The sequence below is a fragment of the Arthrobacter sp. P4_H3 genome (assembly GCF_056400885.1).
The window spans coordinates 31875-55962 of the sequence record NZ_JBFUKK010000003.1; the positions used below are offsets into that span (position 1 = coordinate 31875).

23 protein-coding genes are annotated in these 24088 nt (G+C 66.8%); 10 read left to right on the forward strand and 13 right to left on the reverse strand.

The genetic code is table 11. The features are described 5' to 3' along the window. Positions 1 to 160 precede the first annotated feature (160 nt). Positions 161 to 1282: a phosphate ABC transporter substrate-binding protein PstS gene (gene pstS, locus AC1DRE_RS05310; protein WP_476983649.1), complete on the reverse strand. Its 1122-nt coding sequence runs from the start codon at positions 1280 to 1282 to the stop codon at positions 161 to 163. A 236-nt stretch (positions 1283 to 1518) separates the two neighbouring features. Between pstS and AC1DRE_RS05315 the strand changes: the two genes are divergently transcribed. The 4 genes from AC1DRE_RS05315 (at position 1519) to AC1DRE_RS05330 (ending at position 6187) form a co-directional block, all read left to right on the forward strand. Continuing rightward, entirely contained in the window at positions 1519 to 2646 is a 1128-nt protein-coding gene (locus tag AC1DRE_RS05315) for an FUSC family protein (RefSeq protein WP_476983650.1), read from the forward strand. Between the two features lie 55 nt (positions 2647 to 2701). Next, a complete protein-coding gene (gene radA, locus AC1DRE_RS05320) occupies positions 2702 to 4075 on the forward strand; it encodes a DNA repair protein RadA (RefSeq protein WP_476983651.1) in 1374 nt (457 codons plus the stop codon). A gap of 223 nt (positions 4076 to 4298) precedes the next feature. Continuing rightward, positions 4299 to 4601 carry an SHOCT domain-containing protein gene (locus AC1DRE_RS05325; RefSeq protein ID WP_476983652.1) on the forward strand — a complete coding sequence of 101 codons (303 nt, stop codon included), beginning with the start codon at positions 4299 to 4301 and terminating at the stop codon, positions 4599 to 4601. Positions 4602 to 4693: 92 nt separating this feature from the next. Then, on the forward strand, positions 4694 to 6187 hold the full coding sequence (locus AC1DRE_RS05330; protein WP_476983653.1) for a multicopper oxidase family protein: 1494 nt from the start codon (positions 4694 to 4696) through the stop codon (positions 6185 to 6187). A gap of 42 nt (positions 6188 to 6229) precedes the next feature. Here the strand turns inward: AC1DRE_RS05330 and AC1DRE_RS05335 are convergent, their stop codons facing one another. The 8 genes from AC1DRE_RS05335 to AC1DRE_RS05370 form a co-directional block, all read right to left on the reverse strand. After that, positions 6230 to 7591 (reverse strand): phenylacetate--CoA ligase family protein, encoded by a 1362-nt coding sequence (locus AC1DRE_RS05335; protein WP_476983654.1) that lies wholly within the window; start codon positions 7589 to 7591, stop codon positions 6230 to 6232. 10 nt (positions 7592 to 7601) lie between these two features. Continuing rightward, positions 7602 to 10133, reverse strand: a complete 2532-nt coding sequence (locus tag AC1DRE_RS05340; RefSeq protein WP_476983655.1) for a heavy metal translocating P-type ATPase — start codon at positions 10131 to 10133, stop codon at positions 7602 to 7604. 209 nt (positions 10134 to 10342) lie between these two features. Further along, positions 10343 to 10603, reverse strand: coding sequence for an SHOCT domain-containing protein (locus tag AC1DRE_RS05345; protein WP_476983656.1), 261 nt, complete (start codon positions 10601 to 10603; stop codon positions 10343 to 10345). Positions 10604 to 10765: 162 nt separating this feature from the next. Then, on the reverse strand, positions 10766 to 11443 hold the full coding sequence (locus AC1DRE_RS05350; protein ID WP_476983657.1) for an LOG family protein: 678 nt from the start codon (positions 11441 to 11443) through the stop codon (positions 10766 to 10768). After that, positions 11440 to 12168: an ABC transporter ATP-binding protein gene (locus tag AC1DRE_RS05355; protein ID WP_476983658.1), complete on the reverse strand. Its 729-nt coding sequence runs from the start codon at positions 12166 to 12168 to the stop codon at positions 11440 to 11442. Before AC1DRE_RS05355 ends, AC1DRE_RS05350 begins: the two co-directional genes overlap by 4 nt. Then, complete coding sequence (locus tag AC1DRE_RS05360; protein WP_476983659.1) at positions 12165 to 13271, reverse strand: ABC transporter permease; 1107 nt, start codon at positions 13269 to 13271, stop codon at positions 12165 to 12167. Before AC1DRE_RS05360 ends, AC1DRE_RS05355 begins: the two co-directional genes overlap by 4 nt. A gap of 19 nt (positions 13272 to 13290) precedes the next feature. After that, positions 13291 to 13962 (reverse strand): methyltransferase family protein, encoded by a 672-nt coding sequence (locus AC1DRE_RS05365; RefSeq protein ID WP_476983660.1) that lies wholly within the window; start codon positions 13960 to 13962, stop codon positions 13291 to 13293. Then, positions 13952 to 14203, reverse strand: coding sequence for a DUF2933 domain-containing protein (locus tag AC1DRE_RS05370; RefSeq protein ID WP_476983661.1), 252 nt, complete (start codon positions 14201 to 14203; stop codon positions 13952 to 13954). Before AC1DRE_RS05370 ends, AC1DRE_RS05365 begins: the two co-directional genes overlap by 11 nt. 255 nt (positions 14204 to 14458) lie before the next feature. On the opposite strand from AC1DRE_RS05370, the gene AC1DRE_RS05375 reads away from it, so the two are divergent. Next, entirely contained in the window at positions 14459 to 14740 is a 282-nt protein-coding gene (locus tag AC1DRE_RS05375) for a heavy-metal-associated domain-containing protein (RefSeq protein WP_476983882.1), read from the forward strand. A 55-nt stretch (positions 14741 to 14795) separates the two neighbouring features. On the opposite strand, the gene AC1DRE_RS05380 is transcribed toward AC1DRE_RS05375, so the two are convergent. Next, on the reverse strand, positions 14796 to 15101 hold the full coding sequence (locus tag AC1DRE_RS05380; protein WP_476983662.1) for a hypothetical protein: 306 nt from the start codon (positions 15099 to 15101) through the stop codon (positions 14796 to 14798). A 561-nt stretch (positions 15102 to 15662) separates the two neighbouring features. Here AC1DRE_RS05380 and AC1DRE_RS05385 point away from each other — a divergent pair. From AC1DRE_RS05385 to AC1DRE_RS05400, 4 genes are all read left to right on the forward strand, one after another. Beyond that, the gene (locus tag AC1DRE_RS05385; RefSeq protein WP_476983663.1) at positions 15663 to 16139 is read left to right on the forward strand and encodes a hypothetical protein; all 477 of its coding nucleotides are present in this window, start codon (positions 15663 to 15665) and stop codon (positions 16137 to 16139) included. A gap of 141 nt (positions 16140 to 16280) precedes the next feature. Beyond that, positions 16281 to 16919: a DUF305 domain-containing protein gene (locus AC1DRE_RS05390; RefSeq protein ID WP_476983664.1), complete on the forward strand. Its 639-nt coding sequence runs from the start codon at positions 16281 to 16283 to the stop codon at positions 16917 to 16919. Between the two features lie 69 nt (positions 16920 to 16988). Then, complete coding sequence (locus AC1DRE_RS05395) at positions 16989 to 17864, forward strand: F510_1955 family glycosylhydrolase (protein ID WP_476983665.1); 876 nt, start codon at positions 16989 to 16991, stop codon at positions 17862 to 17864. Between the two features lie 118 nt (positions 17865 to 17982). After that, positions 17983 to 18624, forward strand: coding sequence for a class I SAM-dependent methyltransferase (locus AC1DRE_RS05400; RefSeq protein ID WP_476983666.1), 642 nt, complete (start codon positions 17983 to 17985; stop codon positions 18622 to 18624). 68 nt (positions 18625 to 18692) lie between these two features. On the opposite strand, the gene AC1DRE_RS05405 is transcribed toward AC1DRE_RS05400, so the two are convergent. After that, positions 18693 to 19868 carry a fatty acid desaturase family protein gene (locus AC1DRE_RS05405; protein WP_476983667.1) on the reverse strand — a complete coding sequence of 392 codons (1176 nt, stop codon included), beginning with the start codon at positions 19866 to 19868 and terminating at the stop codon, positions 18693 to 18695. Between the two features lie 13 nt (positions 19869 to 19881). After that, positions 19882 to 21006 (reverse strand): ferredoxin reductase, encoded by a 1125-nt coding sequence (locus AC1DRE_RS05410; RefSeq protein WP_476983668.1) that lies wholly within the window; start codon positions 21004 to 21006, stop codon positions 19882 to 19884. Positions 21007 to 21105: 99 nt separating this feature from the next. On the opposite strand from AC1DRE_RS05410, the gene AC1DRE_RS05415 reads away from it, so the two are divergent. Continuing rightward, positions 21106 to 22308, forward strand: a complete 1203-nt coding sequence (locus AC1DRE_RS05415) for a PucR family transcriptional regulator (protein WP_476983669.1) — start codon at positions 21106 to 21108, stop codon at positions 22306 to 22308. Between the two features lie 47 nt (positions 22309 to 22355). On the opposite strand, the gene AC1DRE_RS05420 is transcribed toward AC1DRE_RS05415, so the two are convergent. Then, positions 22356 to 23969, reverse strand: coding sequence for a peptide chain release factor 3 (locus tag AC1DRE_RS05420; protein ID WP_476983670.1), 1614 nt, complete (start codon positions 23967 to 23969; stop codon positions 22356 to 22358). Positions 23970 to 24088 lie beyond the last annotated feature (119 nt).

Consider the following 24088-nt stretch of genomic DNA (forward strand, 5'->3'; position numbering starts at 1 on the left):
TGTCCGGACCGATCCGGTAGCAGCAGCGGTGAAACTGGTTTTACTTCGGACAAACACCTAGGTTCCCTGCCCCGGACGACGGTCTGTGACCGTCCCGTCCGGGACAGGGAACCTGGCTCAGGCTCGTGTTTCCACTATGCCTTGCTGTTTTGCAAATCCCCTAGGACTTGACCTTGATGGTCTCGATGGCCTTGGCAGCCTTCTCCTGGAGGGTCTTGGAGAGCGGGGCCGACTTCGCGGCGTCCGCTGCAGCCTGCTGGCCGGCGTCCGACACAACGTAGGTCTCGAAAGCCTTCACCAGGTCAACGGTTTCCTGGGTGGCGTAGGTGGAGCAGACAACGTGGAAGGACACCAGGACAACCGGGTAGGCACCTTCGATGGTGGTCTTGCGGTCCAGCTTGATGGACAGGTCGTTGGCGGAACGGCCCTCCACCGGCTTGCCGGCGTCGACAGCCTTGGCTGCGGCCTCGGCTGAGATCTTGGTGAAGGTTTCGCCCACCTTGATCTGGGCGATGCCAAGCTTGCCGCTGACGGCCGAGTCATCGGCGTACGTGACGGCGCCCGGGGTGTCGGTGACGGTCTTGACCACTCCGGAGGTGCCCTTGGCGTTCTCGCCCTTCAGGGATGCGGGCCAAACGCCGGCAGCCTTGTCGGTCCAGGCCTCCGGAGCTGCGGCGGCCAGGTAATCGGTGAAGTTGCTGGTGGTGCCGGAGTCATCGGAACGGTTCACCGGGGTGACCTTGAGGTCCGGCAGCTTGACATCGGGGTTCATTGCCGCGATCACGGGGTCGTTCCAGTTGGCGATTTCACCGCGGAAGATCTTCGCCACGGTGGCGGCGTCAAGCTTCAGTTCCTTGACATCCGGAATGTTGAAGGCGATGGCGATCGGGGAGATGTAGACGGGGATGTTGATGGCGCCTTCGGGACCGCACTTATCCTTGGAGCTGGCGAGCTCCTCGTCCTTCAGGTAGGCGTCCGAGCCGGCGAACTGGGCCGAGCCGTCGATGATGGCCTTGCGGCCCGCCCCGGAACCGTCGGGGGAATACTGGACGTTGGCACCCTGGTTGGCGGACGCGAAGTTGGTCTTCCACACATCCATGGCTGCGCCCTGGGCGGACGAGCCAATGCCGGTCAGCGTGCCGGTGACGTTGGCCCCCGTGGCAGACGGGGCGCCGGACTGGGCTGTGCCCGTGGCGTTGTCGGAACCACAGGCGGTGAGCGCGAGAGCGCCGGCTGCGATGACAGCGATAGCCGCGTGGCGGCCGAAGCGGAGTGCCTTCACTAGATGTACCCCTTCCAGGGATTTTCTGATGCGTGCCGGACCGGAGACGTCCGTACATAAGAAGTTGCGTACTTTTTGTACCTCTACTGAAGTTATGGGCCCTAGGTAACGGGATGTGTGGACCAAGATGAACGGACGGTTAACGACGGCGGGACATCGGCTTACATGTGCAGCGTCACCATTGCGCACATCACATCTCCGGCCGTAGTGCAATGGCAGTGAATACACTGGAACGCATGGCCCCCGCGACAGGAATTTCCGCAAGCAGAAGATTCCTGCGAACCAGGATCCGCACCGGTGTGGTCCGGAGCAGGAACTCCCTGATGCCCGCCATCCAGATGACGGTCTGCGCCGTGGGCGCGTACGCGTTCGCCGACAACGTCCTGGGCCATTCAGGACCGCTCTTCGCGGCAACATCATCACTCATCGCCCTTGGTTTTTCCCGGGATCCACGCCTGCGCAGGGTCCTGGAAGTGGGCCTGGGCTGCACCATAGGCATTGCGGTGGGTGACCTGCTGCTGCACTGGCTGGGCGCCGGGATCTGGCAGGCCGCCGTCGTACTTCTGTTCTCCATCCTGCTGGCGCGCTTCCTGGACAGCGGAAACATCTTCACCACGCAGCTGGCGCTGCAGTCGCTGCTCGTGGTGCTCCTCCCGGCCCCGGCCGGCGGTCCGTTTACCCGGAGCCTTGATGCCGTGGTGGGTGGAGTCTTCGCGCTGCTGGTCACCATCCTGGTGCCGAAGGATCCCCGCCGGGAGCCCCGGAAGGATGTGCAGAAGCTGCTGCACGAGCTTGCCGAAGTGCTGCGTGAATGTGCGTCGGCGCTGACGAACAGCGATTCCACCGAGGCCTGGCATGCCCTGGTCCGCGGCCGGAACTGCCAGCCCCTGGTGGACGCGATGCGCCAGTCCCTGCGTGCCTCCGGCGAGGTGGCCACGCTGGCCCCGGCCTACCGGCGCCACCGCGACGAGCTCGACCGGCTGGAGCAATCGCTGGACTACATCGACCTGGCGCTCCGCAACAGCCGGGTTTTCGCGCGCCGCCTGACCAGCGCCATCAACCACGCCGCCCTTTCTGACGAGGCCACGGAGAACATCGCGGAGGTCCTGCAGGAAACCGCGGCCGCCATCGACGAACTGTCCCTGGGCCTGGCCGAAATGCACGAGGGCGCCCGGCGCGCGCACCTCCGGACGTCGCGGCTGGAGCTCGCCGAGATCGCCGGGCGGCTGCATCCGCGGCTGCTGGACGTGCAGCGCCTTGAAGGCGAGACGGTGGTCATGCTGTTCCGCCCGCTGATGGTGGACCTGCTCGAGGCGACCGGAATGGATTCGGAGGAAGCCCGGGACATCCTCCCGCCGCTGTAGCTGCTGCGGCCAGTGGCTGGCGCCCTGTGTCGCTGCCCCCGGATAGTGTGGAGCAATGGCAACCAAGACTTCCCGGGCGTCCAAAGCCCCGGCCTATAAATGCGCCGAATGCGGCTGGACAACCGTCAAGTGGGTGGGCCGCTGCGGTGAGTGCCAGGCCTGGGGCACCGTTGAGGAAACCGGCGCCGCCGTTGCGCGTACGACGGCGGCCACCACCGTCCTGGAGCCAGCCCGCCGGATTGCCGAGGTGGACGCCACCACGGCAGCGTTTTTGCCCACCGGGGTGGACGAGCTTGACCGCGTTTTGGGCGGCGGTCTGGTGCCGGGCGCCGTCATCCTGCTGGCCGGTGAACCCGGCGTGGGCAAGTCCACGCTCCTCCTGGATGTGGCGGCCAAGTTCGCCCGCACTGCCCAGGACGTCCTGTACATCACGGGCGAGGAGTCCGCGGCGCAGGTGAAGCTCCGCGCCGAGCGGATCGACGCCGTCGCGGAATCCCTCTACCTGTCGGCCGAAACGGACCTGGGCCAGGCCCTCGGCCAGGTGGAGAAAATCGAGCCGAGGCTGCTCATTGTTGACTCCGTCCAGACCCTCAGCAGCGCGGATGTGGACGGCAGCGCGGGCGGCGTGTCGCAGGTCCGTGAGGTGGCCGCCTCCATCATTTCCGCGGCGAAACGGCGCAACATGACCACGCTGCTGGTGGGCCACGTGACCAAGGACGGTTCCATTGCCGGTCCGCGCCTGCTGGAGCACCTGGTGGACGTCGTGTGCCAGTTCGAAGGGGAGCGGCACTCCCGGCTTCGGCTGCTGCGTGCGGTCAAGAACCGCTACGGGCCCACCGATGACGTGGGCTGCTTCGACCTGAACGAGGACGGCATCGTCGGGCTGACGGATCCCAGCGGGCTCTTTGTGAGCCGAACCAAGGAACCGGTGTCCGGCACGTGCATCACCGTGACGATGGAAGGGCGCCGGCCACTGCTGGCCGAGGTGCAGTCACTCCTCGCCGAAAGCGCCAATTCACAGCCGCGCCGGGCCACCAGCGGCCTGGACAGTTCACGCGTGTCCATGCTCCTGGCCGTGCTGCAGCAGCGCGCCGGCTGCCTGCTGCACAAGGACGATTCCTACGTGGCAACGGTGGGCGGTGTAAAGCTCAGCGAACCCGCCACCGACCTGGCCGTTGCGCTGGCAGTGGCCTCGGCCAAGGCACGGAAGCCCCTGCCCATCCGGCTGATCGCGTTCGGCGAGGTGGGCCTGGCCGGGGAAGTCCGCCCCGTCCCCGGCATCAACCAGCGCATCCAGGAAGCCCACCGCCTGGGCTTCACGCACGCGGTGGTCCCGGCCAGCCACAACGGCCCGGGCCCCATCCCGGCCGGGTTCTCCGTCCGGGAAGTGGAACACCTGACGGAGGCGCTGAGCCTGCTTATCGGCTAGGGGTGTCAGATGGTGGACCAGCTGACAGTTTTCCCGGCGAAGACGGGTACGCGGCTGGCTCCATGGCCTGTTCCTCGGCAAATGTGGCCCCCGGCAGGGGCGCGGCTATGGTTACAGGCTCCGCCCCTAAGGCAGGCCTCCACAAGCGACTTAGGACCCTAGCGGAGTTCGCGAACCGGGCGCACTGTTGGGGTAGGAAGCGCAGGCGACAAAGGGAGCAGCCATGATGTGGGGTTACGGTCCGGACATGGGCTGGATGTGGCTGTGGGGAGTGCTGATGCTGGCGGGCATAGCCCTGCTGGTACTGGTTGCCGTGCGGTTGTCCTCCGGCGGCCGCGGCGGGTTCCAGGGCAGTGGATTCAACCCTCCCGGCCAGCCGGGACCCGGCGCTCCGTGGCCGGGAGCCGGCGGCCCCGGGCAGGGGCGCAGCAGGGCCCGGCAGATCCTCGACGAACGGTTCGCGAAAGGGGAACTGACTGCCGACGAGTACCGCGAGCAGGTCAGGGTACTCGGCGATGAGCCCTAGTGCCTCAGGCTAGCCCGCAGCCCGCCGGTCAGCAGCCCGGCCCACCGCCCGGTCCCCCGCAGCCTACGGCCCGCCGTCCCCTCAGCCGTCCCATGAGCCGGCGCAGCGCGCTGCTCCTCGGTGGCCTCGGAGCGGCCAGCACGGCAGCCGGCGGAGCAGGGCTGTGGTGGTCGCTGGCTTCCCGGTCATCGTCCCGGACTGCACCGGAGACCGGTGCAGAATTGTTCCAGCCGGCCGAGCTGCGCAGCGCAGGCGGCCGGCTGGAGGTCCGGCTCGAAGCCGGCCCGGGCCAGTTCCAGCTCGCCGGGCGGCAGGCCCGGGCCCTGGGCTACAACGGCGGGATCCCCGGCCCCACCCTCCGCCTGCAGCCGGGCGATGTGCTGAACGTCCGGCTGGCTAACAGCCTGGACCAGCCAACAAACCTGCACGTGCACGGACTGCACGTCTCCCCGGAGGGCGCCGGGGACAACGTGTTCATCGTGGTGAACCCTGGAGCCGTCTTTGACTACCAGTACCGGATCCCGGCGGACCATCCTCCGGGAGTGTACTGGTACCACCCCCACCACCACGGCATGGTTGCAGACCAGATTTTCGCCGGCCTCTTTGGCGCGATCATCGTGGAGGACCCCGAACCCGTCCCGGTCAGCACCGAACGCGTCCTGGTCATTTCCGACACCACGCTGGACGGCGGCGGGGACGTTGTCCGCGTTTCGCAGATGGAACGGATGCTGGGCAGGGAAGGCGAACTCGTCCTGGTCAACGGCCAGAGCAATCCGGAATTCACTGCAAGGCCGGGCCAGCGCGAGCGGTGGCGAATCATCAACGCCTGCGTTGCCCGCTACCTCTCCCTGAGGCTTGACGGCCAGCAGGTTCAGCTGCTGGGGATGGACTCGGGCCGGTTCCGCTCGCCGTCGGCCGTGGAGGAACTGTTCCTGGCACCCGGCAACCGGGCAGATCTGCTGGTCACCACCGCGGCCGGAGCCTCCACCCTGCGTGCCGCGTACTACGACCGGGGCAACATGGCCGGCATGATGGGCCAGGGACCCGACCCCCGGCGTACTAACCAACCGGGCGCGGCGGGCGCGGCGCTGGCGACTTTGCGCGTTGCGGGAAGCACCGGGCCTTCCCCGTCGCCGCTGCCGCCGTTGCAGCTTCCGCTGCCTGGCGTCCCCGAACCGGAAGACCTGAGGACAGCAGCCGTGTCGGTGCGCCGGCAGCTCACGCTCTCCTCAGGCGCAGGCATGGGCATGGGCGGGGGAATGATGGGGTTTACCATCAACGGCAGGGAGTTCAGCGCGGCGCGGACGGACACTACGGTTGCGGCGGGGACCGTGGAGGAGTGGACCCTGACCAACCCGGGCCCAATGGACCACCCGTTCCATCTGCACGTTTGGCCGATGCAGGTCATTGAGGAAGGCGGCCGGGCCGCGGCTCGGCCGGAGTGGCGGGATGTGGTCAATGTTCCTGCACAGGGGCGGGTTAAGGTCCGGGTGGCTTTCAGGGACTTCGTCGGCCGTTCCGTTTACCACTGCCACATCCTGGACCATGAGGACCTCGGAATGATGGGCGTTGTCGAAGTACGGTAGATGCAGTTCCTACATGGTCGGAAGTCCCGGCGGGCTGGCCGCTTACTCGGGGCGGGGCAGTCCCCGCACGAAGGGAGCTTTACCCAAAGCGGTCCGCTCAACGCGTTCAACAATCTGTACGTCCACGTGGGTCGCTACAACACCGGCCGTGGTCAGCGCGCCTGCCACTGCCGCCCGAACTCCTTCGGTGGAGGCTCCGGGAGCGAGGCCGGCGAGGAGCACGCGAAGCCCGGAAGGCTCCTGGATGACCTGCCACCCGGCACTCCCTGCTTCATCGAGTACGTGGTGGAACACGATCGGATGGACGTGCACAATGCCTGCCGTACCTGGCAGCTGCAGAACGTCTTCGATCCGCCCTTCGATGTCTTCCAGAAGGGTGAAGGGGCGCCCGCAGGGGCAACCTCTACCGTCCAGCCTGACGGTGTCGGACATTTCGTAGCGGATCAGCGGTAAAGTCCGCGAAAACAGGACCGTGACGAGGAGCTTTGCCCCGGTTGTCCCCGACGGGACGGCGTTCCCGGCCTGATCCACGGGTTCGATGATCAGCAGGTCCTCGTAGACATGGCGGTTCCGGTAGATGCAGGGGGAGGCGATCCCGGCTGTTTCGGTGGCGGCGTAGACGTCGAAGGGGGCGCTACCCCAGGCCGCCTCCAGTTCGGACGCGGCGTGCGGGCTCAGCACTTCCGAGGCGGACATCACGCCCTGCGGGGAGATGTTCAGGCGTCCGGCGCGCTGCTCTGCCGCGAGAGGATTGAGTGCTGAGGCGTAGCCGACCAGGACCCTTGGCTGAAACCGGTTCAGCGCGGCCACCGTCTCACCCATGGGCGCGGTGACGTCCAGGCGGAGGGTGGGGACGATTCCAGAGCGCAGGGATGCTCCGACGACCGCGGACTGGTGTGTGGGGACGCGGGAGCTGACCAGCGCCATTTTCAGCGGCCGGGTCGGCCCGGCGGAGATACCGGCCCAGTCGTTCGCGCGGGCGTAGGAGGCCAGGACGGTCGCCCATTCCGCGCGGTTCCAGACGAAGATTCCGCGCCGGCCCGTAGTCCCGGAAGTTGCCGCGGCCCACCACCGGCCCTGCCACGGCAGCCCCGGGTCTCCACCGTCCTCCTTCAAGGACCGCAGGTGGTTTTCCAGATCCGCCAGCCTCAGGTCCGGCGTGGTGACGGCCTCGTCGAAGTGGTCCATCAGGTCCGTTTTCGTCACGGGCGGCAGTTGGTTCAGAGGGGCGCCGTGCAGGCCGGCGTGATGGCGCCGGTAGAACTCCGAGGCGGCGTAGGTTGTCCGGCGCAGCTCCCGCAGGGCGTGTTCCCGGTGGGCGGTGATCCGGGCGGCGTCCCAGTGGTCCCTTCTCCGCCACGCGGCCCGCAGGAAGAGCACGCGGGAGATGAGGCGGAGGTCCATGGCGGGGAGCCTAGCGGGTCCCTGCCGGGGCAAGCGGCCGGGAAGCACGCGCCGTGGTGGCCTCGGGCGTTTCCGGCCGCGGCAGGCGGAGTCTCTTGAGCAGGAGGGCGTTGACGGCGACCAGGAAGCTGGAACCGGACATCGACAGGGCCGCGATCTCCGGACTGAGGACGATCCCGGCGAAGGCGAAGACCCCGGCCGCGATGGGCAGCGCTATCGCGTTGTACCCCACGGCCCAGCCCAGGTTCTGGCGCATCTTCCGCAGTGTGCCTTTGCCGATCCGCAGGGCGATCGGCACGTCCAGCGGGTCCGAGCGCATCAGGACGACGTCGGCCGTTTCGATGGCCACGTCGGTGCCGGCGCCGATCGCAATGCCGAGGTCGGCCTGGGCCAGGGCCGGGGCGTCGTTGACGCCGTCTCCGACCATGGCGACCCTTCCTCGTTGCTGCAGTTCGGCGATCTTCGCTGATTTATCTCCGGGGAGCACTTCGGCGATGACGGTGTCGATGCCCAGCTGGGCGGCGATCCTTTGGGCGGTGGCTTCGTTGTCGCCGGTGAGCATGACGACTTCGATTCCGGCCTCGTGCAGGGCTGCGACGGCGGCGGCCGCGGTTTCCCTCGCGGCGTCCGCCAGAGCGATCACCGCGGCCGCCCGGCCGTCCACGGCGACCAGCACGGCCGTCCGTCCGGTGGCTGCAAGTTCGTCGCGCACCGCGGCCAGCGGGCCCAGGTCGATGCCTTCGTCGGCCATGAGTTTGCGGTTGCCGACCAGCACCCGGCGCCCGTCCACGGTAGCGCCGGCCCCGTGGCCGGGAACGTTCAGGAAATCCGAGGCCGCCAGGGCGGGTGCGCCTCGCTCTTGGGCGTGCCGGACGACGGCCGCGGCGAGCGGGTGTTCGGATTCCTGCTCCACGGCGGCGGCCAGAGCCAGGAGTTCGTTTTCGCTTATTCCCTCAACGACGACATCGGTCACTTCCGGTTCGCCCTTAGTCAGGGTGCCCGTTTTGTCCATGACGACGGTGTCGATCCGTGCGGAGACCTCCAGGGCGGTGGCGTTCTTGAACAGGACGCCGCGTTTGGCGCCGAGTCCGGTCCCCACCATGATTGCTGTCGGCGTGGCGAGACCCAGCGCGTCGGGGCAGGTGATCACGACGACGGTGATGGCGAACAGCAGGGCCGCCTGTACGCCGGCGCCGAGGGCGAGCCAGGCGGCGAACGTCACGGTCCCGCCGATCAGAGCGACCAGGACCAGCCAGAACGCGGCCCTGTCGGCCAGCCGCTGGCCCGGTGCCTTGGAGTTTTGGGCTTCCTGGACGAGAGCCACTATCTGGGCCAGGGCGGTGTCCGCGCCGACTTTGGTGGCCCGCACGCGCATAGTGCCGGTGGTGTTGATGGACGCGCCGATTACTTCGGAACCGATGGTCTTGGTCACCGGAAGGCTCTCGCCCGTGACCATGGACTCATCGACCTCCGACTGACCGTCCTCAACCTCCCCGTCAACAGGGATTTTCGAGCCCGGCCGGATCAGCAGCAGGTCCCCGGCCTGCACTTCCGAGGTGGGGATCTCGACCGTGTCGCCGCCGCGGATCACGACCGCGACCGGCGGGGCGAGCTCGAGCAGCGTGCGGATGGCCTCATTCGCCCCGCCCCGTGCGCGCATCTCGAACCAGTGGCCCAGCAGCACGAAGGAGGCAAGGACGGTAGCGGCTTCGTAGAACACCTCACCGCCGCCGGTGAAGGTGACCCAGACACTGTAAAGCCACCCGATGCCCACGGCGATCGCGACCAGGACCATCATGTCCAGGGTGCGGGCCCTGAGCGCCCGGTAGGCGCCGTCGAAGAAGATCCACGCCGAGTAGAAGACGACCGGCAGGGACAGGACCAGGGCAATGACGTCGTCACGGAGCCCGAACGGGGTCGGGGCGGTGAAGCCGAACATGCCGCGGCCCATCGGGGACCAGAGGGTCACGCCGATGGACAGGACCGCGGCCACCAGGAACCGGTTGCGCATGTCTTTGACCATGTCATCCATGGACATTCCGGCGTGGTGCCCGCCGTGGCCCATCATGTCCTGCGGGGTCCGGTGCATCTCACCGTGGGGGCCCGGGCCGTGGCCGGCATGGGCGTCCGCCGGCGGATGAGCATGCCCCGTACGGGGTTCCGCCGTTTCCGGCGCATGACCGGCGTGCATGGCCTTGTGATCGTCCTCCGTCGGATGGACGTGCTCCATACCGGAGGTGCGCACGGTTTCTTCCATCGGGTAGCAGACGTGGTCGGGGACCGATTCGCCCCGGCAGTGGTATCCGCAGTCCCGTACCCACCCGGAGATCTGCTCCACGGAGGTCACCGACGGGTCAAAGCCCACGGTCGCGGTCTGGGCGACCGGGTTCGCGTCGACGGAGGCGACTCCTGGCCGCTGAAGCAGCACATGCTCCACGATCGCCTTGGAGGTTGCCCAATGCAGGCCGCGGACCTCCACGACGGTGCGTTTCAGAGGTGTGGTCACCGCGCCTCCGGCGGCGGGCTTCGGGTCAGCAGTCATGGTGCGTCCTTTCGCAGGGGTGTCCGTAAGGGACAGCGGGGCAATTCACCCGCCGTCGGACCTTCACTGCGTACAGGCTCTCGCCCGTGACGTCGATTTCCGGTTAACCCGAAGGTATACCCCCTGGGGGTATACGTCAAGGTCCCGGATCGGGCTTGTCGGACGGGCCGGAAGGGTCATGTTCCGCGGCCGCGCAACGGGCCGGAAGGTCATGTTCCGCGGCCTCGCCGGAGCACGGCGAGGCGGGCGGTGTACTCGCTCTCGTCGATTTCACCTCGGGCAAACCGTTCGGCGAGCAGATTCTCCGCGACACCTGTGCCCGGTGCGCCGCCGTCATACCGGCGGCCCCCCGCTCCCATGGCGCGGGCGAAGAGGATGACGGCGGTGATGATGGCGCCCCAGAACAGGACAAAGCTCACCCCCATCAGGATGTAGCCCCAGACGCCCATATTGCCGTCCCAATACATCATCGCCGTTTCCTCCCTGCGAAGACATGCACCACTGCCTCTGCGATCACTATCGTCCCGCGCGGCCAGCGGCGTCAGAGTCTTTGGTCCCCCCGCCCCGGCCTGTCCCGCGGCAAGGTCGGCGCAGCACAACCTGAGGGAATGCCAGGATCAGGCTGGCCGGGATCAGGGGCCGAGCTGGCGCAGGTGGCACTGCTGGATCAGTTCGACGGCTTCATCGATGTCGTCGGTGCACCGCAGCAAACGGATGTCATCGGCGGCGATGAAACCCTGGTCCTGGAGCCGCTCCCGGATCCAGGACATGAGCCCGGCCCAGTGCCCGGTTCCGATCAGGACCACGGGGAACTCGTGGATTTTCCCGGTCTGGACGAGTGTCAGGGCTTCGAAGAGTTCATCCAGGGTGCCGAATCCGCCGGGAAGGACGACGAAGGCCGAGGCGTACCGGACGAACATGAGTTTCCGGGCGAAGAAGTACCGGAAGGTCATAGACACATCCAGGTACGGGTTCAGTGGCTGCTCGTGCCGGAGTTCGATGCCCAGACCGACCGAGGTGCCTCCGGATTCCGCTGCGCCGCGGTTGGCCGCTTCCATCAGGCCCGCCCCTCCCCCGGTGATCACCGCGAAACCGGCCTCCGCGAACCGTGACCCCAACGTCCGCGCCACCGCGTAGCGGGGATCCCCGGGCCCGGGGCGTGCCGATCCGAACACAGCGACTGCCTTGCCCGACCGACCGGAGAGCAGGCGGAATCCGGCGTCGATTTCGGTGCTGATCCGTTCCAACCGAGCCGGGTCTTCGGCCGGGTCAGCCAGGGCCGCGAGCAGTTCGTCGTCCGTCATCTTCATGCCGGCGCCGCTTCCGGGTGCATGCGGCAGTTCAGGTTGTGTTCCCCGGCTTCTTCCGCTGTGAGTTGTCCGTCCTCGATGGTGATGACCCGCTTGGCGGCCGTCCGCAGCCGCTGGTCATGGCTGACGATGATGACCGCCCGGTTTTCCCGGCAGGCCGTCCCACACAGCAGCAGGGTCACGTCCTGGCCGGTCTTCGCGTCCAGGTTGGCGGTGGGCTCGTCGGCGAGGATCAGCCGGGGGTTGTTCGCCAAGGACCGGGCGATGGCCACACGTTGCTTTTCCCCGCCGGAGAGGTCCCGGGGCAGGTTCCGCAGCCGGTGTCCGAGCTCAAGTTGTTCCAGCGCCATCCGGGCTTTGGCCCGGGCCTCTTTCCGGGACGCCCCTGCCGCAATGAGGGGCATCATGACGTTTTCCTCCGCGGTCAGTGCCGAGAGCAGATTGAAGGTCTGGAAGACGAAACCGAATTCTTTCAGCCGCAGCCGTGACAGCTGCGCGGATCCAAGAGTTGACGTGTCCTGCCCGGAGATGAGGATCCGCCCCGCAGTGGGGGACATAAGAGTGCCAATCATGGACAGCAGGGTTGTTTTTCCGGACCCGGAAGGGCCCATCACGAGCACAATGTCCCCGTCATCAACGCTGAGGGATACGTGGTCCACTGCGGTCACCGCGGTGTGCCCGGCCCCGAAGGTCTTGGACACGTCTTCGACCGAGACGGCGCTCATGCGCGGAACACTTCCGCCGGGTCGATGCGGGCCAGCCGGCGGACCGGCAGCAGCGAGGACGCCACGGCCATGGCCAGGGTGACGGCGAAAATCCAGGCCGCATCGAACCAGCGAATTTCCGTGATGAACTCCGGGACATAGTTCCCCGCAGCGGCGCTGACGGTCAGGGCCAGGACCGCCCCGACGAGGTACCCGAGCGCGGCTGCGGTGATTGCCTGTTCCACCACGACGGTGTAGAGCTGGCGGTTGCTCACCCCTATGGCCTTCAGAACGCCGTATTCGCGTGCTTTTTCGATGGTTGAGGTGAAGATGGTCAGGCCGATGACGGTCATGCCCACGGCAATTCCGATCAGCAGCAAGACCAGGATGATCGGCAGGAAAGTGTCCCGGACGATGTTCGTGTTGTTTTCCACGAACCTGTCCTTGGTGATGGCATCCACCGCCGGGTCGGCCTCGATCCGGGACGCGACTTCATTTGCGGCGGCGCTGTCCTTGACGGTGACGAGGAAGAAGTTGGTGGCTCCGGGAAGTTGGAGGATTCTTTCGGCGTCTTCCTTGGCGGCGAATGCGAAGGAGAAGCTGAGGATGTATCCGCCCTCGGAATAGCCGGAGACTTTCAGTGTCCTGCCGGCGACAGGGATGGTGTCCCCGATCCGGATGTTTTCGCTGCGTCCGACCACCCGGTCGATAATGATCTCGCCCTTGTCCGGGACAGCCTTGCCTTCGACCACCCGCGCGGGGGCCCCGACATTGTTCTCCGTGTCGTCGGCGATGACGTAGAGGTTGATGTCCTTGCCGTTGTGCGCGAAGGCGACCCGGCGGCCGCTGAACGGTTTGGCGCTGGCAACACCGGGAACACCGGTCAGGAAATCCCGGACGGTCAGGGGCAGCACGGACGGGGTGTGGAACATATCCGTCGCGCCGGTCTGTGTGATCCAGTAGTCGGCCGGAACGGTGCGGATGTATTCGCCGATCTTGTTGCTCCACCCCTGATAGAGGCCCTGGATGCTCATGATCAGCAGCACACTGAACGCGACCCCGCCCACGCTGATCATCAGCCGGGTCTTTTCCTGAACCAGGTTCTTTAGCGCCAGGAACAGCATCGCGCCACCTCAGCCGCCGTCACGGGCCCTCCTGCAGATAATGTCCGGTACCGGCGGGGCGTCGTCCGAACCGCGGGACGAACCCGGGGACCTGTCGGCGGTAGGCGGTATAGGTGTCGCCGAATTCGGCGTCCATCAGGCGTTCCTCTTTCCGGGCCAGGCGCAGGTAGACGATGACCAGGACCGGGAACATCAGCAGGGTCAGCAGCGTGGGCCACTGCAGCAGGAACCCGGCCATGATGGTCAGGAACCCCGCGTATTGGGGATGCCGCACCGTGCCATAGGGTCCGGTGGTCGCCAGGCGGTGGTCCCGCTGGGCCGCGAAGAGGACCTGCCAGGACCGGTAGAGCAGGATGAACCCTGCCGCGATCAGCACGTTGCTGAGAAGGTGCAGCGGGCTCAGGTGCGGGTCACCTTGCCACCCGGTAAGGTCCTGCCACAAATGACCGGAGTTGTGGTTCAGGAGGTCCAGGCCCGGTATGCGGTTCCCCAGCCATCCCGAGAGCAGGTAGATCGTCAGCGGGAAGCCGTACATCTCGGTGAACAGCGCCACGATGAACGCGGAAAACCCTCCCAGCGCCCGCCAGTCCAGTTTCGTCCTCGGCCGGACGAAGCTGAAGGCGAAGATGATAAACACTGCCGAATTGAGGATCACCAGCCACCACAGGTCATAGCCGTAATCAGTGGACATGTCCGGCCTCTCCACCGGGCCGGCCGGCGCCGCCGTGACCCCCGTGGCCGCCGTGCATGAACAGGTGCATGCCCATCATGAGCACCACCCACAGGTACGGCAGGGCGTCCAGGACGTGCAACCAGTGGTTGGAGATCAGGTACACCGCGGCCGCGGTGATGAGGACGGTCAGCAGACCCTGCACCCAGGGCCGGGACGGCCGCCCGGTCGGGAACTGCCGCGGTTCAGGAACACTGCTCATACTGCTGAGTGTCCCGCCCGGCAGTACCCGGAGGTAGAGCCTAACGGCCCGCAGTATGTAAAGGCGGACGAGGCCGCCCGGCGCAGTCATCTGTTGCAGAAGATACCCCTAGGGGGTATTCTTTTGAGTGTTGCCAGTGACGTGGTTTGTCCAGGCCCGGGCCGTTACAGCCGTTCAACCGCAACAGCTCTTTCTTACCCCTTTGGAAGGAAAACTGACATGTGCGGAACACCCGAAACACGAACCCAACTCCCCATGGCCTCCACCTCGCAGCAGGGCTGCAGCTGCTGCGCTCCGGCCGCCGTCAAGTCGGAGGTTCAGGCTGCCGGTGGGCAGTACACATTGGAAGGGCTAACCTGTGGACACTGCGTCAGGACCGTGGAAAGGGCCGTCTCCGGGGTATCGGGGGTCGACTCCGCAACAGTGGATCTGGTCCCGGGCGGCACGTCGCTGCTGAGCGTCACCGGCACCGCGGACCTGGACGCGCTGGCCGAAGCTGTGCGCTCCTCCGGCTACGTCCTGGCCGGCGCGAAGTAGGCCTTCACCTGCACAGGCCGCTGGCCCCGGGTGAGCAGCGGGTTCACCCGGGTGGTCAGTGGCCTCCGGTGTGGTCGCCGGTGTGGTCCACGGTGGGCGCCGGGCCAGGGGTCACGTCCCCTCCGGTACCGCTGATGGCCGGGCCGATGACATACGCGGACAGGGAGAACATAGCGGCAAAGACCAGCAACCCCAGCGCCGGTGCGACCCAGCTGTCGAACCTCCGGTAGAGGCGGACCAGCATGGGAATGGACGCCAGGAGCCCCAGCGCCCCGAACAGCGCCGTGCCGCCGGATCCTGCCACCAGTGCGGTCCCGGCGAGCAGCCCGATGTGATGCAGGATGTGCGGCAGGAGCCCCATGACAAGGCCTACAGCACCGACCACCGCGTGCCACAATGCGTGGAGCCGGCGCCGAAAGGTCTGCCTTGGAACCGCCCTTCTACGGGGACCGGCCGGCGGGTCCACGTGAGAGGCGTGGGAGGCGTGGTCACCGGTCACGGTCGCCGCTTTGGCCGCAGGGTTCGCCACGGCGGGGCGACGGCCGCCTCATTCCTCGCCCCCGGCCGAGCAGCAACCCGGTGAATCCGCCAAGACCCCGGGAAACCCACAACCAGCAAATCCGCATTCCCGGGCCACCCGCAGGAGCACGGCGGCCGCGGAACCGTCCACGCCGACCACGCTCCTGAATCGTCCATCGCCGCCCATGAGCGCCGCCTTCCGGCGGATCCCTTCACAGGTATTGCCCTCAGTGTGTTCCCGCATGGTTTTGACCGCAAGGGCCCGGAGATCCCGGCGTCTTCAGCTGCACCGGCGGAGGCTGAAACAGAATCCGGCGCAGGATCGTTGTACCGGTACGTGCCCTGCCACCAGGCCGGTAGTCTTTGAACAGAAAGCCCCCAAACGGGAGGGAGGAGGACCATCATGACCGCACCGGCTCACGCCCGAGCAATCTCCTTCCTTCGCCGTGCGGGCCTGCTCGCCACCGTTCTGGCCCTTATCGCCGGTATTTTCGGCATGCACGTCATGACGGCCACCCATGCCATGCACTCCCCGGCCACGGCGGCTGCAGCCGTCAGCGTCCATCATGAATCATCCCGTGCCGGCCACACCGGAGAACATGATCCGGGACCGTCCGCTGCCTCGGACATGCCCGGGGCGCTGGATGAGGCAGGTACCCGGACCGCGCAGTGCTCCGGGTCGGGAAACTGCGCCAGCATGCAGCCCATGACAGCGGCCTGCACCCCGTCGGCAAAGACCGGTTCCCTGGCCGCCCCGCTGCCAGGGGCCGGAATCATCGCCCGGAACGTCACCAGTGGAACCCTCGCCACGATCAGCGCGCGGTGGTCCTATCTCCCCGGCAGTCCTTCACCGGGCGAGCTCTGCATCAGCAGAACGTAAAACAGGGCCTCAGCGCTGTGACCTGACCTGCGCCCGTCCCTGCCCGGCTCTGCTCTGCTCTGCGTCGGGCGCATCACCGATGCACCGACTCCCCTGGCGCTTCCGCGCCCCCGCTAATGTGCTTGAAGGACTTGAATACCAATGATGAACAAGAAATTTCTGACCCTTTCCGCCACCGCCCTCGCCGGGGCACTTGCCCTGGCCGGATGCGCAACCGGCTCCTCCGGGTCCTCCGCCACTTCCAGCTCCGCTTCCTCGGGCAGCTCCACGCCGGGCATGGACCACGGCTCCGGGATGATGTCCAGCAGCGCACCGGCTGCCTCGGCGGAACACAACGCGGCCGACACCGTCTTCGCCCAGGGAATGATTCCGCACCACGAACAGGCTGTGGAAATGAGCGAGATGATGCTTGGGAAGAAGGACATCCCGGCATCAGTGACTGACCTGGCCACCAGGATCAAGGCGGCCCAGGCGCCGGAGATCGAAACGATGACCGGCTGGCTCAAGAGCTGGAACGAATCCGCGGCCATGGGTGCAGGCCACACCATGGACGGCATGATGGGCGAGGACGACCTGAAACAGCTTGAAGCGGCCCAGGGCACCGATGCGGCCAAGCTCTTCCTGAAGCAGATGATTGCCCACCACGAAGGCGCCGTGATGATGGCCAAGACCGAAGCTTCCCAGGGAACGAACGCCGACGCCATCGCGCTCAGCAAAAACATCGTGACCGCACAGGAAGCTGAAATCAAGGAAATGCAGGACCTGCTGGCCACCCTCTGAACCGTGTCCTCCGGCGCCGGCCCGCCTCACGGGCCGGCGCCATCCCCGCCACCCCCCATCTGGAGCCCCATGCCCAATCCCTCGCGTTCCCGGGTCCGCGCCACAACTGTCCTGGCAGCAGGCGCCGGCCTCATTTTCGCCCTGTCAGCGTGTAGCCCGTCCTCAGTCACCGCGGGGCCCGCCCCCGCAGGCAGCACCGGCAGCCCCATGCCTGATGCCCACATTCACGGCCTGAGCGTCAGCAGCCAAACCGGCCAGGTGCTCCTGGCCACCCACGACGGCCTGTTCGACATGACGAAACAGACCGCCACCAAAATCGGTGCCACCCAAGACCTGATGGGCTTCACCGCCGGCACCGACCATGACGTCCTCTACGCCTCCGGACATCCCGGGGAAGGCTCCGACCTTCCCAACCCGCTCGGGCTGATCAGATCCACCGACGTCGGGAAGACCTGGGAACAGCTCTCCCGTCAGGGTGAATCCGACTTCCACGCGCTCACCGGTACAAAATCCGGAATCGTCGGCTTTGACGGCACGCTGCGCACCAGCCCGGACGGGAAAACCTGGAATACCGTGGCCGCGGATTTCGTCCCCGCCGTGCTCGCCGGAAGCCCGACCAGCGATACCGTCCTGGCCACCACCCCGGAGGGGATCCGACGCTCCACCGACGGTGGTCAAACCTGGAAGACGGTGCAGACCGCACCCGTGATTCAGTTCGCCGCCTTTGCCAGCTCCACGGAGGCCGCCGGAGTCGAACCCGACGGGACAGTCCACTACTCCGCAGACGCCGGCGCGACCTGGACCCGGAAGGGGCGAATCGAAGGCGCAGTCCAGGCCGTGGCCGCGGTCAAGGGCGCACACCCCTCGATCTGGGCCGCCACCGCTGACGGGCTCGTCGTCTCCACCGACGGCGGGATGACTTTCCAGCCCGCCGACGCCTCCTAAGGAGGAAACACATCCAGAACACTCCACCGTTGACTTCCACGAACCTTTTCTTGATTATGGGTTGTCGGGGCCCGGGCCTTCTTCTGCCCTGTCAGCGCGATGAGCCAAGGAGGCACCGATGCCGGAAGCCAGGAACCGAAGTTCGTCCTTCGGGCAATACTTCGCCCGCGTGGGTCCGCGTATGGACGCCCGCGGGGCAGCAGCCCACCGCCGGCGCCTTGTGGAGGCGGCGCACGGCATCGTGGTCGAAATCGGTGCAGGCTATGGTGCCACCTTTCCCCATTACCCGGCTCAGGTGACCAGCGTGCTGGCGCTGGAACCGGACCCGACGCTCCGGGCCTTGGCGCTGGCCGAAGCAGCCAAAGCGCCCGTTCCCATCACGGTTCAGGACGGCGTGGCTGAATCGCTGCCGGTGGCGGACGAGTCGGTGGACGTGGTGGTCTCCAGCCTCGTCCTGTGCAGCGTGGCGGACCAGTCCGCCGTCCTGGCGGAGGCGCTGCGGGTCCTCCGGCCCGGCGGTTTGCTGCTGTTTTATGAACATGTCCGCTCGAAACACCGCTTGCTTGCCGCTCTGGAGGATCTGTTCACACCGCTGTGGAGCCGGCTGGCCGGCGGATGCCACCCGAACCGCGACACCGCTGCCGGGATCTCAGGGGCGGGACTCGCACTGCAGAACGTGGACCGCTTCGGATTCTCCGCCCTCCCCGGCAATCCCAGGGTGGCCCACATTCTGGGCACAGCAACAAAGCCCGCGGAATAGCCCTCCGGGTTCCGGGCATGGCAAAGGGCGCCTGCCGCACTGGCAGGCGCCCCAAGGTGCTTGAGCAGTTAGGCCTTCTTGGGCGGCAAGGCCAGCTTGAAGACCTTGGCCCACGTGGAGCCGACCTGCTTCCAGATCGGGCCTGTGGTGTACGGCAGGCCGTAACGCTTGCAGATCTCCTGCACCTTCGGAGCCACCTCCGCATACCGGTTGGACGGAATGTCCGGGAAAAGGTGGTGCTCGATCTGGTGCGACAGGTTACCGGTCATGAGGTGCATGAACTTGGAGCCAGAGATGTTGGCGGAACCGATCATCTGCCGGACGTACCAGTCACCACGGGTCTCCCCCTCCACCATTTCCTCGGTGAAGGTGTCAGTCCCGTCGGGGAAGTGGCCGCAGAAGATCACCGCGTGGGCCCAGACGTTGCGGACAGCGTTCGCGGTCAGGGTGCCGTAGAGCGCCTGCTTGCCGGAGCCGGTCAGCATTGCCACGGCCGGGGTTGCGGCGTAGTCCTTGGTGAACTGCTTGAGCGCCTTGACCCCGAGGGCCTTGAGGTCCTTGACGAGGGCTTCCTTGGACTTGTTGCCGTCCTTGAAGTCCTGCAGCTCGAGGTCGTAGATCGCAATGCCCCACTCGAAGACCGGGGCCAGGATGGCGTTATAGAGCGGGTTGCCCAGGTTGAACGGCTTCCACTCCTGGCTGGGGTCCATGCGCAGGAGGTTGTATCCGACGTCGTTGTCCTTGCCCACCACGTTGGTCCAGCGGTGGTGCAGGTCGTTGTGGGTGTGCTGCCAGGCACGGGCCGGCGTGACGAAGTCCCATTCCCAGGTGGTGGAGTGGATGTCCGGGTCCCGCATCCAGTCCCACTGCCCGTGCAGCACGTTGTGCCCGATCTCCATGTTTTCAAGGATCTTGGCCAGGCTCAGCAGGGTGGTGCCCGCGACCCAGGCGCCCTTGTTCCGGCTAACCAGGAGCGTCGCGCGGCCGGAGATTTCCAGTGCGCGCTGGATCTTGATCATGCGGCGGATATAGGCGGCGTCGGAGGCTCCGCGCTTGGCCAGGATGTCGTCCTTGATGGCATCAAGTTCGCGGCCCAGTTCGGCCACCTGCTCGTCCGAGAGGTGCGCTGCGGCCGGTGGACGGACCAGCGGGCTGCCGGAAGTGGCCAGCGCACCTCGCCGCGTCTTCGCGGGCACAACGGCGTCTTCCGTGGACTCGGCTTCGTGGTTAATAACTATTGCCATGCGGTGGTGCTCCTCAAATGTCGAGGTTAACGGGTCCGGCGGCTGCCGATACACACGTTTGGATTAGTTGGCCCGGCTCGCCGTGGACTTCGCCGGTGCGGAGGTCGCGGACATGCCCTGCCCGCAGGGGGGTAAGGCAACTGTGGCAGATGCCCATCCGGCAGCCGCTGGGCATCAGCACGCCGGCGTCTTCGCCGACATCCAGAAGCGGGGTGCTGCCGTCCGCTTCCACCTCACGGTCCGAGGCCTCAAAGGTGACCAGTCCGCCGTCGTGCCCGGCGCCGGCGGCCAGGCTGGTGGTGAAGCGTTCGATGATCAGGTTGATCGGGTCAGCGGCAAACGGCCCCTCGGGCTGGTGGGACTCTCCGGCGTCGAAACCTTCGTTGGCCGCGGCGACGGCGGCTTCAGCGGACCACAGCGCTTCGGCGTCGTCCAGAAAGCCTTCCGGTCCACAGGCGTAGGCTGCGCGGTGGCGCCAGTCCGGGCAGAGTTCGTCGAGCGCCGCCGGTGAGGAGAAGTCCACGCGTCCGAGTTCGCCCGTGAACCAGTGCGTGACCTTGAAGTTGGGGAACTGGTCGGCAAGCTCGGACAGTTCTTCGCGGAAGATGCTGTCTTCCGGGGTCCGGGCCGAATGGACCAGCACGACGTCCGCGTCCGGGCGGTGCGGCACCAGCGTGCGCACCATGGACATCACGGGAGTGATACCACTGCCGGCGGTGAGCATCAGCAGCGGGCGGGGGTGCTCGGGAAGGACGAAATCTCCCTGCGGCGGTGCCAGGAACAGCACGTCGCCCGGGCGGGTGTCGCGGACCAGGACACCGGAAACGGCGCCGACGTCGGTCACCGTGATGGCGGGATCCTGGCCGGCGGGGGCGCTCAGCGAGTAGGACCGCCAGTGCCGGACGCCGTCGAGTTCGACGCCGATGCGGGCCCACTGGCCGGCCTGGTGGGCCTTCCAGCCGCGCCCTGGGCGGAAGAAGATGGTGGCGGAATCGGCCGTCTCAGCGACCACCCTGGTGACCACGCCGCGCAGTTGGCGGGCGGAGAACACGGGGTTGAACAGCGACAGAATGTCTTCTGGAGCTAGCGGGGTGGTCAGTACAGATGCGGCGCGCGCCAGCTTACGGAGCCGGATCATGTTATTAACCTTATGTTGGATCGAGGCATATTTCTTCTCCCAAGGCATACGATCGAACGTTCTAAACTGTTCCCCCGAAACAACTTATGGAAGTCTCTCATGAACCCTCCGGCCTCGAAGAGTCCAGCCGCCCCCGCGTACGATCCGCCGTGGCTCGCGTTGCCGCGGGAAGTGAGTGACCTGCTCCGCCCCATGATGCCCGGCATTGTGGAGGCGATCATCGATGCCGTGCCGCAGCTGGTTCCTGCCTACGCCAGGCCCATCGAAGGGCGCTTCGGCCGCGGGCTGCGGCGCGGGGTGGCCGCCGCGCTGGAGCGTTTCCTCCAGCTGCCCGGCACCAGGCTGCCTGCGCTGTCTGAGGAGAGCAGGGAGCTCGTGGCCGGCCTGGGCAGCGGCGAATTCCGCCAGGGACGGAGCATGGATGCGCTGCTGAGCGCCTACCGGATGGGCGCGCGCGTGACGTTCCGGGAGATGTCGCGGATTTCCATGGACAAGGACCTTGGCCAGAGCGTGGTGGTGGATCTGGGCGAATCGATCCTGGCCTACATCGACGAGCTTTCCGCTGTCAGCGCAGAGGCTTACGCTTTTGAACAGTCTGAGCGCGCGGGGGCGGTTGACCGGCGCCGGACCGAACTCCTGGAGCTGCTGCTGATGGGACAGGCGGACGAGGCCGCGCTGCGGCAGGCGGCATCCATGGCCGATTGGTCCCTGCCTGCGAGGCTGGTGGTGGTCACCCTCCCGCTGGACCGGGCCGCTGGGCTCCGGCTGCAGCTGGGGCCGGGAACGCTGGTGGTTGAACGCGAAACCGATGCCGTGGCCCTCGTGCCGGCACGGGAGTCCGAGGCCGGCCGGGCGGCCTTGGAGAAAGCATTGAAGGGCAGGTCCGCCGCCGTGGGCCCGGCCGGCAGCTGGGAAAAGGTGCCCGATTCCCTGCGGCTTGCGGTGGTGGCCGCGTCCGTCCTGCCGCCGCGGGAAAGCCCCGACGACCCGCCCATCTGGGCCGATGACCACCTGGCGCAGATTATCCTCGGCTCCGAACCGTCGGCCATCGCGGAGCTGGCGGAACAGAGGCTTGCACCCTTGGAAGGGCTGCGTCCCGCACAGCGCGAAAGGCTGGCGGAGACCCTCCTCTCCTGGCTGCGGCACTGGGGCCAGCGGGCCCCGGTGGCCGCCGAACTCGGCATCCATCCGCAGACCGTGGGATACCGGGCGGCGCAGCTGCGCGAGCTCTTCGGCGATGCGCTGGAAGACCCCCGGGCCCGGTTCGAGCTGGAACTCGCACTGCACGCCGGGCGGCGCTAGGAGAGGGCTCGCGGGCGGATTCCCGCTGTAGGAGGGCAGCACAGGCCCTATTTCGCGGGGTTGTGCGTTCCGATCGGAACCAGGGTCAGGTCCGGGTGGTTCTTCTCGATCCGGCGCAGCGCCCAGACGTCGTTGAACAGGGCCAGGTATTCGCCGTCCGAGCGCAGCAGCACCTCAGCGCCCTGTACGTTGGCCAGCGCAGGCATGGCATCCGCCGTCGAAATTCGTGCGATGGAATAGGGGAGCCGCTCCAGGCGCATGGGCGCGCTGAAGTCATGGGCCATGCGGTCCTCCACCACTTCGAACTGCATGGGGCCGACGGCGGCAAGCACCGGCGCCTGGTCTCCGCGGATGTCGGAACGGAGCACCTGGATGACGCCCTCGTGCTCGAGCTGCTCGATGCCGCGGCGGAACTGCTTGAAGCGGCTGGGGTCCTTGGAGCGGGCCACCTGGAAGTGTTCCGGCGCGAACAGCGGGATCGCCGGGAATTCCACCGGATCCTCCAGGAACAGGCTGTCGCCCACCCGGAGCGATGAGGCGTTGACCAGGCCGACGACGTCGCCGGGGAAAGCTTCGTCGATGACCTCGCGCTCACGGCCGAAAACCTGCTGGGCGTACTTGGTGGCGAACGACTTTCCCGTGCGGGTCTGGGTGACCACCATGCCGCGCTCGAACATGCCGGAGCAGACACGGATGAAGGCAACGTGGTCGCGGTGGGCCTTGTTCATGCCGGCCTGGACCTTGAAGACGAAGCCGGCGAACGGGGCGTCCACCGGGCGGGGTTGACCCTCGACGTCGGGCCGCGGAGCAGCGGGCGGGGCGAAGTCCACCAGGGCGTCCAGGATTTCCTTGACACCGAAGTTGAGGGCCGCGGAGCTGAACAGGATGGGGGTTGCCTTGCCGGCATGGAAGGCGTCGATGTCGAACTCAAGGTTGGACTCGATCACGAGTCCGGCTTCGTCCACGGCGTTGGACCAGTCCTCACGCTGGTTGGCGGCTGCTTCCTCCGGGGTGAAGTACTCGGTGAGGGCGATGTTGGCGCCGGCATTGTTGCGCTGGAACCGGGCAAAACGGTCGTTGCGGAGGTCCCACACGCCGCGGAAGTCGCCTGAGATGCCCACGGCCCAGGTCAGCGGCATGGGCTGGAGGCCGGTGCGCTCGGTGATCTCGTCCATGAGCGCCAGGGCATCCAGGCCCGGCCGGTCCCACTTGTTGATCACGGTGATGATGGGCAGATTGCGCTGCTTGCAGACCTCGAAGAGCTTCATGGTCTGCGTTTCCAGGCCCTTCGCGGCGTCCACCAGCATCACGGCGCAGTCGACGGCGGCGAGGACGCGGTAGGTGTCCTCGGAGAAGTCAGCGTGGCCCGGGGTATCCAGCAGGTTGATCACGGTGTCCCGGTACGCGAACTGCAGGGCGGCGGAGCTGATGGAGATGCCGCGGTCCTTTTCCATCTGCATCCAGTCCGAGACCGTTTCCTTGCGGTTGGCCTTGCCGCTGGAGGCGCCGGCCGTGCCGATCACCTTGGCGTGCAGGGCCAGGGCCTCGGTGAGCGTGGACTTGCCGGCGTCAGGGTGGGAAATGACCGCGAAAGTCCGACGCCGGGCCGCTTGTTTGTGAATCTCCTGGACTCGGGCGGGGCTAAGGACTTCTTGAGACACGGTGCTACTTTCGTTGCGACATGGGGGCTGGTCAGGATGTGAACGTGATTTAAGCGTGTTTTGAACGTGGGGGCCGGCAGGCGGGAACTGTGCAGCCAAGGTTCCCAGTTTATCGCAGG